We start from the raw sequence: 18,226 nt of genomic DNA on the forward strand, positions 1-18,226 counted from the left end.
TCATTTGACCAAGTACATTCTTGGTCATGAATTAAACGTACTTCGTAAGCGGATTATAGCATAAAAAGAGAAAAAACCAGCTTAGTTTCTTGTTGCCGACCAAAAGAAAAGGCCAACCATTAGTCTCTGGTTGACCTAAGTTCCAATGGTATATTCATTACTTCGCAGTTTCCGGAATTGATCCGGCGTGATCCCTTGTGACTCTCGAAATTTGCGGATAAACGCATGCTGGATAAGGCCGCTGCCCGGTCCTTTGGCCGGTGTTGCGGGAACGACCGTCGCGGAATACGATCCAGTCGGGAACGATATTCACGCGATCAGGACGAAAAGCGGTCAAACGTATTCGTGCAGCCAGTGGTGCGATATTCTTGAGCCGGCAGGCGCGGAGACGATGGCCTGGTACGAAGACGACTTCTTTGCCGGCAAAGCGGCGGCTACGGTACGCGAGCTCGGCAAAGGAAAAGTTTATTATTTGGGCACGATTGCCGAGGAGAGCTTCTATCTGGAGCTTTTCCGGGAGGCCATTGACGAGGCCGGGGTAAACCGTCTTCCCGATCTTCCGGAAGGCGTGCAAGTTTCTGTGCGGAGTAAAGGTACCGCACGTTACATGTTTATTATGAACCTTACGCGGAAACGGCAGATTGTTTCTCTTGGCGGCGAATTTACTAGTCTCCAAGAAAGCAGCAAATAACCAGTAATAGCCGGAATAGAGAAATGGAACGGGAAGCGAAGGAACGATTTCGCTTCCCGTTCTGATTGTTTATTGTACGAATTGGGCGAGCATCTTCGGAAACTGTATCTCGTTCGATGCCTTAGTTGCTTGCTTATCTATGGCGGTTCCCGATATAACGTCCTGGAGGCATGCCTTCCGATTTCGTAAATTGCTTGGTAAAGGAATAAATATCCCCATAACCAAGACTAACGGCTACGTGTTTGATGGGGAGTCCGGAGAGGAGCATCATTTTGGCCTGTTTCATTAAATGTTCAATGTGGTACCGCTGAGGAGAAACTCCGGTCGTAGCTTTAAATAGCTTCCTGAAATTCTCATAGCCCATATTTACGGCTGCTGCGGCTTCCTTAATATCGTAATGGATATCATTGGCGCCACCGATCAGTTGGCAGGCCTTCGAAATTTTGTGATCATTGTGCTCTCTCTGAGTATGATGTACGCTGCCGTGCAAACGGATAATGAGCTCTTGAGCTCTCATCAGCAAATAGGGGAGACTTTCATCCACGGCGCCTTTAAGGGTGTTCAGCAGGGCGGCAAAATCATTCAAAACATCGCCTGTATGCCGCGTCTGTTGCACCTCTTGGTCGGAATTTATAATGCCGAGCGTTTTGAGGTAATGGTAGACAGGATAACCTATGCTGATATAAAACTCGATCCATTCCCCATTCGGCTCGATTTCGGTGGAGTGCAAACGATCGGGCAAACGCTGTACCAGATCTCCCGCTTTCATCGGAATAACGGTACCGTTCTTTGAGATAAATCGTCCGTTGCCTTGCAGGACCAATAAACAGCTGTAATATCCGATCTTGAAGTCATATTGGGAACGCTCCGCCGTTCTTTTTCTCATAAAGCCGCATGACAAAATGCCCTGGTCGAAATCGTCTCCGATACACCGGTATACGACATCGTTTTCCTTTATATGATCGAAATTCATATCGTCGCTGCACCTACCAAAATGGATAAATGAAATACCAGACCTAACATTTTATATGATGACTTGTCCTTATATTATAAGGGTATCGATTTTTATAGTACAACCAATTAAGACAATTAATGAGGAGGTTATTCGAAACGTATGAAGCTGAACAGAGACTGGGAGAATCCGCATGTCGCACACAAGAACCGTCATCCCATGCATGAACCGTATGGAATATACGAAACCGTGGAACAGGCGCTAAGCGGCGACCGGAGAGCGTCAAAATACGTAAAATGCTTAAACGGCACTTGGAAATTTAAAACGTTTTCATCTCCGGATGTAGTAACTGATGAGTTTTATCATCCTGCATATGACGTGTCCAAATGGGATGATATCCCTGTTCCTTCCAACTGGGAGTTGTTCGGATACGGGAAACCTATATACACTAATATTAAGTATCCCTTTGCGCGGAAGGGGGCGGACTCTCATCACGAAATTCAACTGAAGCAAGATGAATTTGTTTTGAATCCGCCTTATGTTCCGGAGGATAACCTCACCGGATGTTATGTCCTATCGTTCGAAATTCCTGAACATTTTAACGGCAGAGATTTGTTTATCGATTTTGCCGGTGTAGAATCCTGCTTTTATCTGTGGTTAAACGGGAAGTTCGTCGGTTATTCGCAGGACAGCAAGCTTAACGCTTCTTTTGATATTACCGATTACATCCAAGCGGGGCAGAACCATTTGGCCGTTCAGGTGATGCGATTCGGAGCCGGTTCTTATCTGGAGGATCAGGACTACTGGCATCTATCGGGTATTTTCAGAGATGTTCTGATTTATGCAAAACCGCGAATGCGAATTCATGATTATAAAATCGAAACGCTTTTCCCGGGTGATTATGACAATGCCGAATTAGCCGTGACGGTTTATCCTAATAATCAAGCAAGCTGTTATGGGGAAGCTTACGTGCGACTGTCTCTTTATGATCACGCTCGAAAATTGGTTACGCAATTTGAGACGCCGAAGTTTGCGGATTTCAGATCCTACCTGCAAGACAACTATGTGGCAAAAGTCAAACAAACCATTAAGAGTCCCCAATTGTGGAGCGACGAAATTCCTTACCTCTATAAATTGGTATTGGAAATGATTGACCCTGACGGAAATGTCGTTGACATCGAGAGTGCAAATGTCGGCTTCCGAGAAATCAGCATCGATAACACCGGGATATTGAAAATTAACGGCAAACGTCTCATCATTCGCGGAACCAACCTTCATGCATTCTGTCCCGAAACGGGGCGCGTGGTGTCGACGGAGTATATGAGTGAGCAGATCAAGATCATGAAATCGCTAAATATCAATGCGGTAAGAACGAGTCACTATCCGCATGCCGTCGAATGGTACGACCTTTGTGATGAACTGGGCATATATGTTGTGGATGAGGCCAATATTGAGACCCATGGCATCGGCGGCCAGCTCAGCGCATCTCCCGAATGGACGCATGCTTATATGGAACGTGCAGCACGGATGGTGCTAAGAGATAAAAATCATCCCTCGATCATTCTGTGGTCCTTGGGAAATGAGTCCGGTTACGGAGCGAACCATGCTGCCATGTACGGGTGGATGAAGGAATATGATAAAACAAGATATGTTCAGTATGAGTCCTTGAATCCTCCGGCCAATATTTCCGATATCATGGCGCCCATGTATCCTCAGAAGGATTGGATCGTGGATTGCATGACGAGCAGCGATGACTTGCGGCCGTTTATTATGTGTGAATATGCGTACGCGAAAAGCAACAGCAACGGGAATTTCAAGGAATTCTGGGACCTTATTTATAAATTCCCGCGGTTTCAGGGCGGCTTCATTTGGGATTTCCAGGATAAAGCGCTTGCCTTGCATGATGAATCTGGGAACAAAAAATATGTTTATGGCGGCGCCTTCCAGGAAGAGATTATTGATTCCGCGCCCGATATGTGCCTGAACGGCATTGTATTTCCGGATTTAACGCTGAAACCGGCTGCCTATGAAATTAAAAATGTACAAGCTCCCGTCCAGATCGATTATTTTGAACGGCCTTATGATGTTCCCGGTAATAAAAGTTATCGAATTTATAATCATTATACGCATCGGGACTTAAGCCACCTGGACATCGGTTGGGAACTTGTTTGCGACGGGAAGGTTGTGGAAAACGGTACATTACCCCGATTACACACGCCGGCCGGAGCTATCGAAAGACTTCAGGCACCATACGATCCAACCAAGGTCTCCGGGGAAGCGTTCCTGAATTTTTATGCTTATCTGAACGAGGATACCTATTATGCAAATAAGGGAATCTGTATCTATGCATGCCAGGTCGAGTTGAAAGATTCCGTATATAAAATACATACCGGGGATATTCAAAGCGGGAGCCTGGTATATGAAGAAGCTGCGGATCGAATTCATATCTATAATGAAAATACGAACGTGGTCTTCTCGAAAGAAACGGCAGAGTTCATTTCTGTCAGATACAATAATCAAGACTACTTTACGGGCGGAGCGAACAATTTCTATCGGCCGCCAACGGGGATAGACGCAGGTGTGCCTGGTGAGACGCTAAACTATGCAGATGATTGGAGAAGCCTCGGGCTGGACTCCGATCAGAAAGAGATCAAGCGTATCCGGGTATATGCGGCGCTTGCTTCCGTCAATATTCAGGTTCATGCTCTGTATCATGGATGCATTGAAACACAAACGGAGTATGCGATTGGCGGAAAAGGCATTGAAATTACTAACACTGTCGTGAATAACGCCAATGTCGATACCTTACCGAGAATCGGTCTGAGCTTTACCTTCCCTGCTGCCTGGAAAAGTATCAAATGGTATGGCCGCGGGCCATGGGAGAACTATGCGGACCGTAAAACGGCTGCCTTCGTCGGTATCTATGAAAGCTCTGTTGAAGAACAGCATGTTCCCTACATCGTGCCGGTTGAGTGCGGGGGCAAGGAAGATGTCCGTTATTTGTATGTGTCGGCGGATGACCGCAAGGTAAAAGTTACCTCGGCGGGTCACTTCCATTTTGACATCCATCAGTACAGCATCGGACAGTATGACAATGCCGCCTATGAGGACGAGCTTGGCACATCCGATTCTGTTTTCCTTCAAATCGATTACAAACATGCAGGTCTTGGTGGAGATACTGGATGGACCAAAAATATTCACGATGAATATAAAATCGAAAAGGGCATCTATGTATACAAGATTACTTTAGAGATCGTGGATTAAATTGTAGAGCCCCGAAAGCGAAGAATAGAAGTTAACCGCCGTCAGCCGCAAGCTGGCGGCTTTTTCGATTTATCAGGCTTTTTGCTATTTGCAATGCAGCACTTGAACGGGGATGAAAAAGATGCCGATTAAAGTTTTGCTGGTCGACGATGAACCGTTGGCCTTAGAGAATGTTTATGAACTGGTACCGTGGGAGGAGTATGGCTTCGAAGTCGCCGCACGCACGACAAGCGGAAGGACGGCCTTAAAGCTTTTCGAGCAGCATCGGCCGCAGATTGTTATTACGGATATCTCGATGTCTCCAATGGACGGACTCGAACTTGGAAGAATTATTCAGCAATTAGAACCGGCAACCAGATTGATTTTTCTGACTGCATATCGGGACTTTGATTATGCGAGGCAAGCGATCGAGATGAGGGCTGTCCATTATTTGCTGAAGCATGAAATCAGCCGAAATCGTCTGCTCGAGCAATTGCTTTTCCTCAGAAAAGAGATTGAAGCTGAAACGGATCAACGTGCGAGAGGCCAGCGGGAAGCGTTAAAGAGTTTCCTCGCAGGGAGTCTCCCGAAGGATGAAATTTCAAGGATCGATAGGCAGGAGGTCCGTATTCCAATCCTTGATCAAAATACCGGAACGTTCGGGCTGCTTTACTTCGAATGGGACACGGAGCTTCTGCTGGATGGTTCTCGCCGAGGAATGCCCTGGCCTGGTGTTAATCAGAGAACTGAAGTGGAGCAGGTGATTCGCTCACGGAACGATGAAGTCGTGGAAACGGCGATTGTCGAAGTTATGAACGGCGGTTATACGGTGTTATTAAAGCTGTCTGTTCCGAACAGCATCCTTCTCCTGCATCGTATTCTGCAGAAGGTGGCGGCGAGTCTGCTGGACGCGTTTATGAGAGACAATGGAAAAGCGCCTGTTATCATGATGGCCTCCTGCGCGGACAAAGAGGTTCTTCCCGCGTTGCAGGCGAAGCTGCGAGAACAGTATGACTATACGTTTTTTTTGCCTCCCCGCTCACTTTGTCTTCTGGAACAAGTTCCGCGTGAGGAAGAGCGGTTATTGGCAGAAGCAACTGACATTTGGACGGGGTATGCAACGGAGAAGATCTCGTTAAAAAAATATTTGAAAAAAATCATTGAACATTGCCGCATGGGTTCTCTTCATACGATGATTCGCTTGGCCCATGCCGAGTGGCAAAAGGATGCTGATCCCCGCGAGATCGTGCCTGCCCTTGGTTCGAACGCAGAACAAATCGCAGCTTCGTTGTATCGCATTGCGGAAGGCCGGGTGAAAAATAGAATGGAGAATTCACAAAACTATTCCCGCTGGGTGTCGAAAGCGATGGAATACGTGCGGGAGCATTACGACGATCCGGAATTGTCGTTGGAGAAGGTGGCCGGCAGCTTGCAGATCAGCAGCATTCATTTGCGAACGACCTTCAAGAGGGAGACCGGACAATCCTTGCTCGACTTTACGACAGATTACCGGATCGAGATGGCGAAGAAGCTGTTAAGAAAAGAAGAGTTAAAGGTCTATGAAGTCTCGGAGAAAGTAGGGTATAAGACCAGCCAGTACTTTAGTCAAGTCTTCCGCCGAGTGACCGGGATGCAGCCTAAGGATTACGCATTAAAGGAAGGTGAGGAGTGAACGGTGCGGAAGATTAAGAACAAGATATTAGGAAGCGTTATCCTTATCGTCACATTATCGCTAACAGCAATCAGCATCCTCGCTTATGAAAGCTTCTCCTCCATTCTGGAGGCACAGGCACTTAAGGAAGATACGATTCATTTGGAGCAGACAAACAATCAGCTCAATCAGCTCATTGATGACGTCCAGAAGTATGCGGCCAACATGGTAAATGATGAGCTGCTGCTTAAATTTGCTTCGAAGACAGAATACCCGTCGGTTTACGATGAACTGAGCGCCTACCGGGATGTCGTGACTCAATTGACGAAATTTAACGTGCTGCGCGATTATTTGCAGAGCTCGGCCATTGTTCGATCGGACGGTCGAGTGTTCTGGTCCGCCCTATATCTGGATCCCTACTTTGAGCAGCTTCTGCTCGAGGACTGGTTCACAGACGCGACGGCCAATTCGGTCAAGAGCGGGTTCACCGCCCCCCACTTTATACAGGATCAAGGTCCGAAGAAAGTTGTCACCTTCTTTATCCGCTTCGATCCGGAATATGGCGGTATGCTTTTGCTAAATATCGATTATTCGGCCTTCTCGGATCTATTCGATTATTTATCGCTCTCTTTCGACAAGGTTGCCTGGGTCGGGCCTCGCGGTTCCGTCATGTACAACCATGGGTGGGCGGACACTACTCCTCCGCTTCCGTCGGCTGAAGAAGAGGGAAGGCTCATCGTAAAGCAGCAAGATAACGCTTATCAACTTACCGGACGGCTGGACAAGACCGAATGGTCGGTGGTCACCTTTACCTCCAAGGACCGATTCTATGAATGGCTCGGCGACATCATTAAATACTGGGCCGTGTTTGTGGCGCTGTGCGTAGCGCTGTGTTTCGTCATGTTCCTTCCGATTATCTCCAGCATTGTCAGGCCGATTTCGCAAATGTCCAAAGCGATGAAGCAGGTGTCGATGGGCAATTTACAGGTTAGTCTGACCTTTCGCAGCAACGACGAGCTCTCGGTACTTGGCAGTGGCTTTCAGACGATGATCGGAAGTCTTCGGCGCCAGATGGCCGAGCGGGAAGAGCAGGAACGCAGGAACCGCAAGATGTCAGCCGAGCTGTTGTTTGCGCAGATCAATCCTCATTTTATTTACAATACACTCAATACCGTCGTGTATTTGGCTCGTAAGGGTAATCGCGAAGCTATCGAAGAAATGGTCGAGTCGTTTATCGGAATTTTGCAGGATGCCGTCCATATCGGAGAGACAGGCCAGTATGTAGCGGTGGAGCAGGAGATTGAACTGATCGATCATTATGTTAGGATCCAAAGATACCGTTATACGGAGAGGTTTCGGCTCGAGTGGGAGACCGAGGAGCAGGCAAAGCCAATTCGGATTCCCAAAAGCCTTATCCAACCGCTAGTGGAAAATGCGATTTTTCACGGATTTGCGGAGAAGGAGTCCCAAGGCTTAATTCGGATATCCGTTCGCTTGCTTGGGGAGCGGATTCAAATCAAGGTGAGGGATAACGGATGTGGGATGGCGACGGAGATCGCCAGAGCGGTTGAGGAGGGCTCACTGCCATCAACCAGAAGGCCAAGCGGAGGCATGAGACGCATCGGGCTGCGCAATATTCGCGAACGTATCGATTATTTGTACGGTGAAGCGGGGCGAATGACCGTTCAGTCCCGAGAAGGCCAAGGGACGGTTATTACCATCGAGCTTCCGGCTTCGGGACCTTCAGATTGAAACGGCTATCGTTTTTTGAACAAAACTATCGGATCGTCTCGTTGTTGCATCGGAACGCTCGGGATATAGTACCAATAGAGCAGAGGATGCCGTGCTAAAAGGGGATTCGACTGTATCATTAGACTAATAGGGGGAATAGCAAGGTGCTTAAATTTTGGCGTAACAAAATGTCGATGGCATTACTATGCATGACGATCATACTCGTGCTGGCAGGCTGTGGCTCGAACGGCGGCAACAGCTCTGGCGACAACGCAGGAAGTTCCGCAAATGCTTCTGCAAGCGCGAATGGCTCGACCGATCCGGAGTCCATCTCCGCCAAGCTGACCGTTTGGGGTTGGGACAAGGCCTGGTTCGAAGGCACGGCGCAGAAGTTCAATGAGAAATATCCAAATATCAAACTGAACTTTGTCGAGGTCTCGGCAGCGGATTACTTGAAGAAAATTCAAACCTCAATGGCCTCGGGCTCGGAGTTGCCGGATATCGTCTGGGCGGAATCAGCGTTTCGCGGTGCTCTTTACGAATTAAATATTCTGCAGAGCCTCACAGCCGAACCGTATAATTTCGATAAATCCAAATTGCTGGACTTTGAGCTTCCGTTACTGTCGGACAGCAAGGGCAATCTTGTCGGCCTGGAGCAATCAGGCTCCCCTGGTGCACTGGCTTATAAGCGCGATTTGGCCAAGCAGTACTTTGGGACGGACGATCCGAGCCAATTAGCCGGAATGTTTGCAGACTGGGATTCTTTTATCGCAAAGGGTAAGGAAGTGTACGAACAAAGCGGTGGCAAGACCTTCATGTTTGGTAGCTTGATGGACGCGTACACGGTATTATCCAACCAAGGAACCGTTCCGATCGTGGACGGCACAAGCGTGAATACAGGAGAAATGCTGAATTTGTTCACAAAGCTCCAATCCGTGAGGGACAATCAGAACGACGGCAAGCTCTGGATGTGGTCCCCGACCTGGAATTCATCCTACTCGCAGGACAACGTGATTTTCTACCCCGCGGCCAACTGGTCTCCGCAATTCGTCATCAAGCCTAACGATAAAAGCAGCGACGGACGCTGGGGATTAATGGTGCCTCCAGGAGGCGGGTATCCGTACGGCGGGACGACGATCGGCATTTGGAAGGACAGCAAAAACAAAGACGCCGCATGGATATATCTCAACTGGTTGCTCGGTTCGGACGAAGGGGCGCAGGCGAATTTCGAAGTATCCAACTATATCCTCCCTCTTAAATCTTTCTTCAGTGACACTTCCAAATTGTCATCTGGCGAGGATTCGTTCTTCGGCGGACAAGATCTTGGCAAATTCTGGGTAGATGAAGTGTTCCCAAGCATCAAGTCCAAGCCGGTCACCAAGTATGACCAGGATATCTACAGTTCGTCCGAGCTTGTTTTGCAAGTCATGTCGCAGGACCAAAGCTTTAATGCCGACAAGGCTCTGGCGAAATGGGAGGAGCAGCTCAAGAAAAACCATCCTGAACTCACTTTTGATTAGCGGTTATTAGAATATGGAAAGTGGGGAGGCCGGAAAAACCGGCAGCCCCTTCCTTGGATAGGAAGTGACTTAAAATGAGTAAGACTAGCGCGCTTAAAGGTAAAAACAAGTGGCCGTATCTGTTCATAACCCCTTATTTCTTGTCATACGGCGTACTAAGTTTATTTCCAATTCTATTTACGCTGTATATCAGCCTGACCGATTGGGATCTATATGGAAACCGCCATTTTATCGGGCTCGATAATTTTAAGCAGCTCTTCCTGCATGACTCGTTTTTCTGGAAGTCCATGCTTAATGTATTTCTGTTTCTTGCAGGCTATTTGCCAGCCCTTGTTCTATTCGGAATGTTAATCGCCAGTTTGATCGAAAGCAGGCTGATTCGACGCAAGACTATTTTTCGTCTTAGCTTCTTCAGCGCTTATATGACAACGCCGGTTGCGGTTGGCATCATCTTTTCATTGCTTTTTGATTGGCAAGGTGGTTTTATTAATAATCTTCTAACCGAAATGGGTTGGATAGATTCAAAGATCAACTGGCTTGGTTCCCCAGATTCGGCCAGGTGGATCGTCATTTTGATGATCTTTTGGAAGAACCTTGGTTACTTTGTTATGTTCTATACTGCAGGCATGGCAGGAATAGAGGCTTCCATATATGAAGCGGCCGTTATTGACGGGGCATCTTCCAAGGATGTTTTTTTCCGGATTACAATGCCATTACTAAAGCCTATAAACATGTTTCTCATCATAACATCGATTATCAGCGGGCTGCAGCTGGTCGAGGAACCAATGCTGCTGTTCAGCGGATGGGCGTCTGGAAGCAGCATGGTCGGAGGCCCCGAAGGTTCTGCCTTCACACCGATCTGGTATATGTTCGATGCATCATTTAACGGAAGTGCATTCAAATACGGAAAAGGCGCGGCAATCGCTTATTCGACATTTCTCTTTATTGCTCTATTCTCAGTTTTTGGAATGAAATGGATGAATAGAAGGGGGGAGGAACAATGAGAGCAGGCAAATGGTTAACGGTGTTGTCTCTGAGTTTTATCTCCCTTCTTTTTTTATTTCCTTTTTACTTGATGATCGTCATGGGAACCTATTATTCTGAGGATCTGTTCAAGAAACTTCCGCTCCTTCCATCTGGTTACTTCGTTGAGAATATGAAAACAATTTTGTCGGCGAATATCCTTCATAATTATTGGAACAGTTTCTATGTAGCGGTTCTGTTTACGTTCGTGACGGTGGGAGTAGCGGCGATAACGGGGTTTGCTTTCGGAAAATACGAATTTGCGGGAAAGAAATATTTGTATGGGTTTATACTCCTGACGATGATGATCCCGGGGCAACTCGGATTAATCGCGTATGTCATGGAGATGAAGTGGTTCCATCTTAACAATACTCACGCACCTCTCATTTTGGCTGGTCTTAACAATGCGTTTGGCGTCTTCTTTATGACGCAATTTGCCCGCTCGTCAGTGCCAGCTGAAGTCGTTGAGAGTGCCCGGATCGACGGTTGCTCGGAACCCGGGCTGTTCGTCCGCATCGTCGTTCCGTTCCTTTTGCCGGCAATCAGCACACTTGGACTGATTTCATTCCTTGGATCATGGAATAACTACTTGCTTCCATTAGTCACAATTAACAAGCCGGATTTATATACGATGCCGCTCGGAATTGCAAATTTATCCACGGTGTTTCGTACTGATTATTCAGCAAGTATTCTAGGGCTGACCTTAGGCACATTGCCGTTGATCGTTTTGTTTTTGTTCGGCTCCAAGACATTGGTTCAAGGATTGACGGGCGGTGCGGTCAAAGGTTGATTCAAGTGCGACCGTGAAGGATATGTAGCAAAGTTAAAAATAAAAACAAATCAGCGTTGCCATGAGAATTAATTCGGCAATGCTGATTTGTTTTTTCACCGCACCGTTAAGCTCGAGCATTAATTCATGGATGGAAAGAAGATCGAACCTCTCTTGTGAGTTAGCCTCTATCAATGTTATTAGTTTAGAATTTCCGGATGAGACCACTTGGTTGGAGTCACTTTACCAACATGGGCGCCGGCGTCCACGGGTATGGCAGAACCGCTGATATAACGGGCGAGATCGGAAGCCAGGAATAAGGCTACGTGAGCCACTTCCTTTGGATCGCCAAGCCTGCCGTTTGGCGACAGAATATTCGCATATTGCTGCACGACCTCCTCGGGCGCATCTCTCCAGATCGACGTCCGGATTGTGCCCGGGCATATAGCGTTAACGGTGATGTTATAGGCGGCATAATCTAGTGCGGCACTCTTCGTTAATCCTACAACGCCATGCTTGGATGACGTATAAATCGCCATGGCGCTGTTGCCCATGATACCGGCCAATGAAGCCACATTAATGACGAATCCGCCCGGGGATTTCGATTTCAGGATCGCCTCGATTCCAAATTTCATTCCCATAAATACTCCCTTAAGGTCGATAGCCGTAATTTTATCGAATTCTTCAATCGAGTATTCGTGGATGGGCCTGCTGTCGGCACTGATCCCTGCGTTATTCACGATGCCGTCTAGTCGGCCATAAGTCGTTACGGCAAAATCGATTAATCCCCTGACATCCTCTTCTAGACTTACGTCTGTTTTGAAAAAGACCGCTTCTCCGCCGCCGGTTATAATATCCTGAACAACTCCCAGTCCTTTATCGGCATTAATATCCGAAACAATAACTTTCATACCGTTCTCGGCATAACAAAGCGCGATCGCTTTCCCGAGCCCGTCTGCCGCACCGGTAACAATGGCAACTTTACCTTCTACGCTTGAGAAATCCGTCATGTAAAACACCCCCTCCATATTAAAACATACACATGTATGTTTTAATATGGATATTAGCTTTGCAAGGAAGGCCTGTCAAGCATGAGCCTTTCTTCAAGGGGGATATTTTGATTACTGGCCGATAAAGACTACAATAAATCATAAAAATGACCGTGTAAAAACTTAAAAATCACTATTGGATTATCGATTATGCTTAACTTGTATTTCCGTGTAATCGGTTACAAATAGGAGTAAAGGCAGGGCGACCATGGAGCAAAGAGGCTGGATGCGAAGGGCAGTTTCGATGATCAGAAATATGAGATTCCAGAACAAATTAATGGCGGGGTATCTTTTGGCCTGCGTGATTCCGCTGCTTGGCGTAAGCGTACTTATTTTTCATAAATCGGCGGAAGGGCTCGAGCAATCCTCCCAGGAATTCGCCTCCTTGTATACGTCCCAAATCAGGACGACATTAAACGAATTCATTGATGAATATGACAAGGTTACGAAATCTGTGCTGGTTGACAGCGAAGTCATCCACAATCTAGGGCAAGAGAAAAGCTTGTCCATGGACGAGCTGATTATTCAAAGAGTAGCTGTTCAAAGATTGCTAATGCGCGTCACTTTGCTTAAGCCGGCGATTGGTACCGCCATGTTAATCAGCCGGGATAACAATGTGTATCAATACACGACAACAACGAGCAGAGTGAACGAAAGCATGCTGTTATCCCGGGAGTGGTACAAGCGGCTCCGCAGCTCGGAGGATACGTTTTTTATTACCGGACTGCATGACCGTTCCTATTATGAGGATAAAGGAGCAGGAGCCGTCGTGACGGTAGGAAGAGTGTTGTTCAGCTCTGATGGGGCGTATGCGGGAATGCTTCTTATCGATCTGGATCCGTTCACGCTCCTGCAGCTTGATCCTGATTTTATATTGGCCCGGGACAAATACGGGATCAGTGTCATCATCAGCAATCGCGAGCAGGAAATCGTCTACCATTCCGATGCGGCCAGCGGCCGGCTGTCCTGGGAACAGGTGCTTGAATCCGGAGAGGAGTATATCAAGGGTGACAGCGGTGATGACCGGATTATCTTAACGGGAAGCACCACGCAGGAGAAGCTGTTTATCAAAACCGAGATACCCCGATCGAAGCTGCTGCAGAAGATCAATCAGATCAAAGCGATGACCGTGATCGCTATCCTGATGAGCTGTCTGGTCATCACGATCATTTCGCTTGGTTTGAGCTATACCATTACAAGGCCTATTAAGGCGCTCCGCAGAAGAATGAAGCAGGCGGAAACCGGACAATATTTGCCTATTGAGCATGTACAGTCTAACGACGAGATCGGAAGTCTGGTACACAGCTACAACAAAATGATTATTACGATTCGAACCTTGATTGAAGATGTCTACCTGGCCGAGATCAAGCAGCGTCAAGCGAAGCTCATCGCGCTTCAGAACCAGATCAATCCGCACATGCTGTACAATACTTTGGAATCGATCCGCATGAAGGCTTTGGTGAAGGACGACGAAGAGACAGCGGATATGATCAAAATTTTAGCCCGCATGTTCCGCTTAACCTTGGGGAAAGAAGGCAGGCACCATTCAGTGCAGCATGAATTGGAGTACACGGCCAATTATTTGCAGCTTCAGAATATCCGGTTTGATCATTCCTTCCATTTGCATATAAAGGTCCCGGATGAAATGCTGCGGTGCAGCATTATCCCTCTTGTATTCCAGCCGATCGTAGAAAACAGCATCAATCATGGATTTGAGGACTACAGCAGGCCTCTGAATATCGGGATTGAGGGCATCTGGACGGAAGAAGGGGAAATCCTGATCCGAATTACCGATGATGGCGCCGGGATTTCTTCAGAAAAGCATAAGGAGCTGCTTCATTTGCTGGAGGAGGCAGGTTCGGGCAAGCACAAGCTAGCTGACACCGGTCTGCCGGAAAATGAAGGATTAGGGCTGAAAAATATTGCCGAAAGGATCAAGCTCCATTACGGTGACCGGTATTACCTGACGATCCGCCCTGGACAGGACAGCCGCGGAACAACCGTGGAAATTTTAATCCCTGGGAATTAAATCATTGTTGGATAAGGAGAGATGTTTGAAATGCGGTTGATCTTGGTGGATGACGAAAAGGGCATTGTGGACGGTCTCAAAAAAATGATCAGCCGGTATATCCCGGAATGCGAAGTTGTCGGCACGGCTCACAACGGTGTGGACGGGTTCAAGCTTATTCAGAAAATGCACCCGGATATCGTTATTACGGATATTCGGATGCCTCAGGCAGACGGCCTCGATATGATCGGCATGCTGCAAGAAGCGAACGTTCAAACGAAGTTCATTCTGCTCAGCGGCTATGCCGACTTTGAATATGCCCGAAGAGGGATGCAGCTTGGCGTGCAGTTTTATATCAATAAACCGGTCGAGGAAGATGAATTGCGCGACTGTATGTATACGGTCATGAAAACCATACAAGCGGAAAAGGTGAAACGCCGGGAAGTAGATGATCTGAAGCAGGAGGTGCACAGCCTCATGCAAGAGAACGCCTTGCGGGATCTTCTGGATATCGGCAGCGAGAACGAGGACGTGATGGAAGAGCTGCTTCGGATTGCGCGCATTCCATCAGCGGGTACCTGGTTCGCCTGTATGCTGCTTGAATTTTATGGCCCTACGGACAACCTGAAAGACTCCGGCATTCAGCAGGTGCTCGACCAGATTGACCAGGTTCTTGAAAAATACCGCGGCGTATATCGGTTTCGCTATTCAGGTTCCCAGATTGCGGTAATCGTGTCGCAAGGCCGCTCTATCGGTTATGCGGACCTGGTGAGCTCGGTACATCGGCTGAAGGAGCAAGTCTATCAGCAAATCGAGCTGTCTATGACTGTCGGAGTTGGTACGGTTCAGAAAGGAGCCGCCGGTATCGGTTTGTCATTTGAGGAAGCCCGTCATGCGCTAAGCTATAAAGTGATCAAGGGGGCTAACGCCGTAATCGCCTATCCTGAAATTCATAATCTGACAGGACGGAGCCAGCCGGTTCCGGAGGTGATGATCACGAAGCTGGAAGCAGCGCTTGAAAATCTGGATGAGAGGGAAGGCGCAGGCATTATACGAGAGATCTTCCGGGTGATGGAAGCCAAAGCAGGCATGAGTCCCACGGATCTCCAGCTGCAGTGCTTAAACATCCTTTTGTCCAGCGTACGCAAAATGTCCTTCCAGCAGCTCCAGCAGAATGATTTCCTGGGCCGTCATATCCTGTCACTGGAGGGGATGTCCAGGTTTCAGACGTTGGAAAGTCTGGAGGAGTGGATGGTTGAAGTCATTCGAAAGATTATTGTATTTAAACAAGAGCATCATATTCCGAAGAAAAAGGATATTATCGCGGAGGTTAAGGAATACGTCTCCGAACATTACAACGAACCGATTACGCTGGCGGATTTGTCCGCGCGCTTTTTCATCAGTCCTTATTATTTAAGCCAGTTTTTCAAACAAAAAACGGGGGATACCTATGTCAATTATTTGACCCGGATTAGGATTGGCAAAGCGAAGGAACTGCTTGAGAAAACCGATTTGAAGGTATACGAGGTATGCCAGATGGTAGGCTACTCGGATACGCAGCATTTTGCGCGAATGTTTGAGAAACTAACCGGTTACAAACCAAGGGATTACCGTAAACAGCTGCCAAACGTATAATTTTGCTTGGCCAGTGGTTTTTTACTTAAAAATGACCTTGTTTATCCTTAAAAAAGCCCGATTGAGAGGGCTTACCCCTGGTTGTATAGTTACGATGTAAGCGAATTCAGTAAGCGAATTCAACATCAGGATACGGGGGGAACAACATATTGAAAGCAATTGCATTTCATCGAATGAAGGTCTATTGGCCTCTGTATGTCATGGCGATTCCGGGAATTATTTTTCTTATTGTATTTAAATACATTCCTCTGGCCGGCGCTGTAATCGCATTCAAGGATTATTCGGTTTTTAAAGGGTTTATGGATAGCCCTTGGGTAGGCTTCAAGCATTTTGAAACGCTGCTGAATCACCCGGACTTCGCCCGCGTGTTCGGCAACACGCTCATGCTGGGATTTCTCAAGCTTGTCCTGGTTTTCCCGGTGCCCGTGCTGCTGGCGCTGATGATCAACGAGATTCGCAAATCGGCACTGAAGAAAGGGATTCAGACCGCGCTTTATATCCCGCACTTCTTGTCCTGGGTTATTGTGGCCGGCATCGTGTTTGATTTCTTCTCGTTAAGCGGATTGTTTAACATTGTCCTCGGATGGTTTGACCACGAGCCGGTGCTGGCGATGCAGGACAGCGATTACTTCCGGCCCGTATATGTCATTTCCTCCATATGGAGAGACGCCGGCTGGGGAACCGTGGTGTATATGGCTGCGATCAGCGCCATTGATCCCCAGCTGTACGAATCGGCGATGATCGACGGAGCTTCCAAGTTCAGGCAGATGCGCCACATTACGTTCCCGCTGCTGCTGCCTACCGTATTGGTGCTCTTCCTTCTTGAAATCGGCAACTTCCTGGATCTGGGCTTCGACCAGGTATTCAATCTGATTACGCCGATGACCTACAACGTGGGAGATATTCTCGATACGTACGTCTTCCGGACAGGCATTCAGCAAGCGCAGTACAGCTTCGCAACGGCGGTTGGCCTATTCCAGTCGGTTATCGGATTTGTCCTGGTGTATATCTTCAACAGGGTGTCGAAGAAAGTATCGGATGGGGGGCTCTGGTAGACATGTTCGAATCGAGAAGCGAAAAAGTATTTGTTTCCGGCATTACGGTTATTCTCATCCTCTTGTCCGCCATTGCCGTCATTCCGCTCCTGTCCGTTATCGCCACTTCGCTCAGTTCCAAAAGCGCAGTGGATATGAACCTGGTCACCTTATGGCCTAAGCAATTTACCTTTGACTCCTGGGGGTATATTATCGACCGCCCTGACTTGTGGAGAGCTTTTTTCCTTACCTTGGGCTCGACAGTGATCGGAACGGCGCTGGCTCTTCTCATGACCGCGCTGCTTGCGTATCCGCTGTCTAAGACGAAGTCGGAGTTCGCCTGGGGCGGCGTAATCATGGTTGCCGTCGTCATTGCAATGATTTTCAAGGCGCCTATCGTACCTTACTTCCTGACCGTTCGAGGCATTGGACTTTATAATAATCCGCTTGTTCTGATCATTCCGCATATCCTGAATCCGTTCAACTTGATCATTATGCGGACATTCTTTAAGCAATTCTCCAAGGAGCTGGAGGAAGCGGCTTTACTTGAGGGATGCGGTTATTTTCGGATGCTGTTCCAGCTGGTGCTGCCTCTGTCCAAGGCCGTTCTTGCAACGCTTGCTTTATTCTATGGAGTATTGCTCTGGAATCAATTCCAGCATCCGCTCTTCTTCTTGCAAAATCCGGACTGGTTCCCTCTGCAAATCAAGATCCGCCAGTTCATTACGGATGACAGCGTGATTATGGCAGGCTCCGCATCGACGGCTGATTTGAACTATAACACGCGGACCTTAAGAGCAGCGACGGTTATCTTTGCGATTGTCCCGATTATTCTGGTCTATCCTTTCCTGCAAAAGTATTTCGTCAAAGGGGCTATGATTGGCTCCGTAAAAGGGTAAGGCATCATCTACGGTTTATAG

Annotated in this window: 13 protein-coding genes; 11 read left to right on the forward strand and 2 right to left on the reverse strand. The window is 47.7% G+C overall.

The genetic code is table 11. The annotated features are described in order from the left end of the window. Positions 1 to 211: 211 nt before the first annotated feature. Positions 212 to 691 (forward strand): beta-galactosidase trimerization domain-containing protein, encoded by a 480-nt coding sequence (locus BM200_RS16055; protein WP_175532891.1) that lies wholly within the window; start codon positions 212 to 214, stop codon positions 689 to 691. A gap of 133 nt (positions 692 to 824) precedes the next feature. Here BM200_RS16055 and BM200_RS16060 read toward each other — a convergent pair whose 3' ends face one another. After that, on the reverse strand, positions 825 to 1,664 hold the full coding sequence (locus BM200_RS16060) for a helix-turn-helix domain-containing protein (RefSeq protein ID WP_091187317.1): 840 nt from the start codon (positions 1,662 to 1,664) through the stop codon (positions 825 to 827). A 141-nt stretch (positions 1,665 to 1,805) separates the two neighbouring features. Between BM200_RS16060 and BM200_RS16065 the strand changes: the two genes are divergently transcribed. The 6 genes from BM200_RS16065 to BM200_RS16090 all read left to right on the forward strand — a co-directional run bounded on the left by BM200_RS16065 (position 1,806) and on the right by BM200_RS16090 (position 11,601). Continuing rightward, positions 1,806 to 4,907, forward strand: coding sequence for a glycoside hydrolase family 2 TIM barrel-domain containing protein (locus tag BM200_RS16065; protein ID WP_091187319.1), 3,102 nt, complete (start codon positions 1,806 to 1,808; stop codon positions 4,905 to 4,907). A 121-nt stretch (positions 4,908 to 5,028) separates the two neighbouring features. After that, positions 5,029 to 6,558 (forward strand): response regulator transcription factor, encoded by a 1,530-nt coding sequence (locus BM200_RS16070; protein WP_175532892.1) that lies wholly within the window; start codon positions 5,029 to 5,031, stop codon positions 6,556 to 6,558. A gap of 3 nt (positions 6,559 to 6,561) precedes the next feature. Continuing rightward, entirely contained in the window at positions 6,562 to 8,289 is a 1,728-nt protein-coding gene (locus tag BM200_RS16075; RefSeq protein ID WP_091187322.1) for a cache domain-containing sensor histidine kinase, read from the forward strand. A 143-nt stretch (positions 8,290 to 8,432) separates the two neighbouring features. Continuing rightward, the gene (locus BM200_RS16080) at positions 8,433 to 9,788 is read left to right on the forward strand and encodes an ABC transporter substrate-binding protein (RefSeq protein WP_091187324.1); all 1,356 of its coding nucleotides are present in this window, start codon (positions 8,433 to 8,435) and stop codon (positions 9,786 to 9,788) included. Positions 9,789 to 9,862: 74 nt separating this feature from the next. Continuing rightward, positions 9,863 to 10,792, forward strand: a complete 930-nt coding sequence (locus BM200_RS16085) for a carbohydrate ABC transporter permease (protein ID WP_091187325.1) — start codon at positions 9,863 to 9,865, stop codon at positions 10,790 to 10,792. After that, entirely contained in the window at positions 10,789 to 11,601 is an 813-nt protein-coding gene (locus tag BM200_RS16090) for a carbohydrate ABC transporter permease (RefSeq protein WP_091187327.1), read from the forward strand. The genes BM200_RS16085 and BM200_RS16090 overlap by 4 nt, the downstream gene beginning before the upstream one ends. Positions 11,602 to 11,780: 179 nt before the next feature. Here the strand turns inward: BM200_RS16090 and BM200_RS16095 are convergent, their stop codons facing one another. Then, positions 11,781 to 12,590 carry an SDR family NAD(P)-dependent oxidoreductase gene (locus tag BM200_RS16095; protein ID WP_091187328.1) on the reverse strand — a complete coding sequence of 270 codons (810 nt, stop codon included), beginning with the start codon at positions 12,588 to 12,590 and terminating at the stop codon, positions 11,781 to 11,783. Positions 12,591 to 12,873: 283 nt separating this feature from the next. Between BM200_RS16095 and BM200_RS16100 the strand changes: the two genes are divergently transcribed. The 4 genes from BM200_RS16100 (at position 12,874) to BM200_RS16115 (ending at position 18,205) form a co-directional block, all read left to right on the forward strand. Then, positions 12,874 to 14,658: a sensor histidine kinase gene (locus tag BM200_RS16100; protein WP_245773048.1), complete on the forward strand. Its 1,785-nt coding sequence runs from the start codon at positions 12,874 to 12,876 to the stop codon at positions 14,656 to 14,658. 30 nt (positions 14,659 to 14,688) lie between these two features. Next, positions 14,689 to 16,272 (forward strand): response regulator, encoded by a 1,584-nt coding sequence (locus BM200_RS16105; protein ID WP_091187331.1) that lies wholly within the window; start codon positions 14,689 to 14,691, stop codon positions 16,270 to 16,272. Positions 16,273 to 16,421: 149 nt separating this feature from the next. Further along, entirely contained in the window at positions 16,422 to 17,327 is a 906-nt protein-coding gene (locus BM200_RS16110; RefSeq protein ID WP_091187333.1) for an ABC transporter permease, read from the forward strand. A gap of 2 nt (positions 17,328 to 17,329) precedes the next feature. After that, entirely contained in the window at positions 17,330 to 18,205 is an 876-nt protein-coding gene (locus BM200_RS16115) for a carbohydrate ABC transporter permease (RefSeq protein WP_091187334.1), read from the forward strand. Positions 18,206 to 18,226 lie beyond the last annotated feature (21 nt).

It is taken from the genome of Paenibacillus catalpae, assembly GCF_900112695.1.
GTDB classification, from domain to species: Bacteria; Bacillota; Bacilli; order Paenibacillales; family Paenibacillaceae; genus Pristimantibacillus; species Pristimantibacillus catalpae.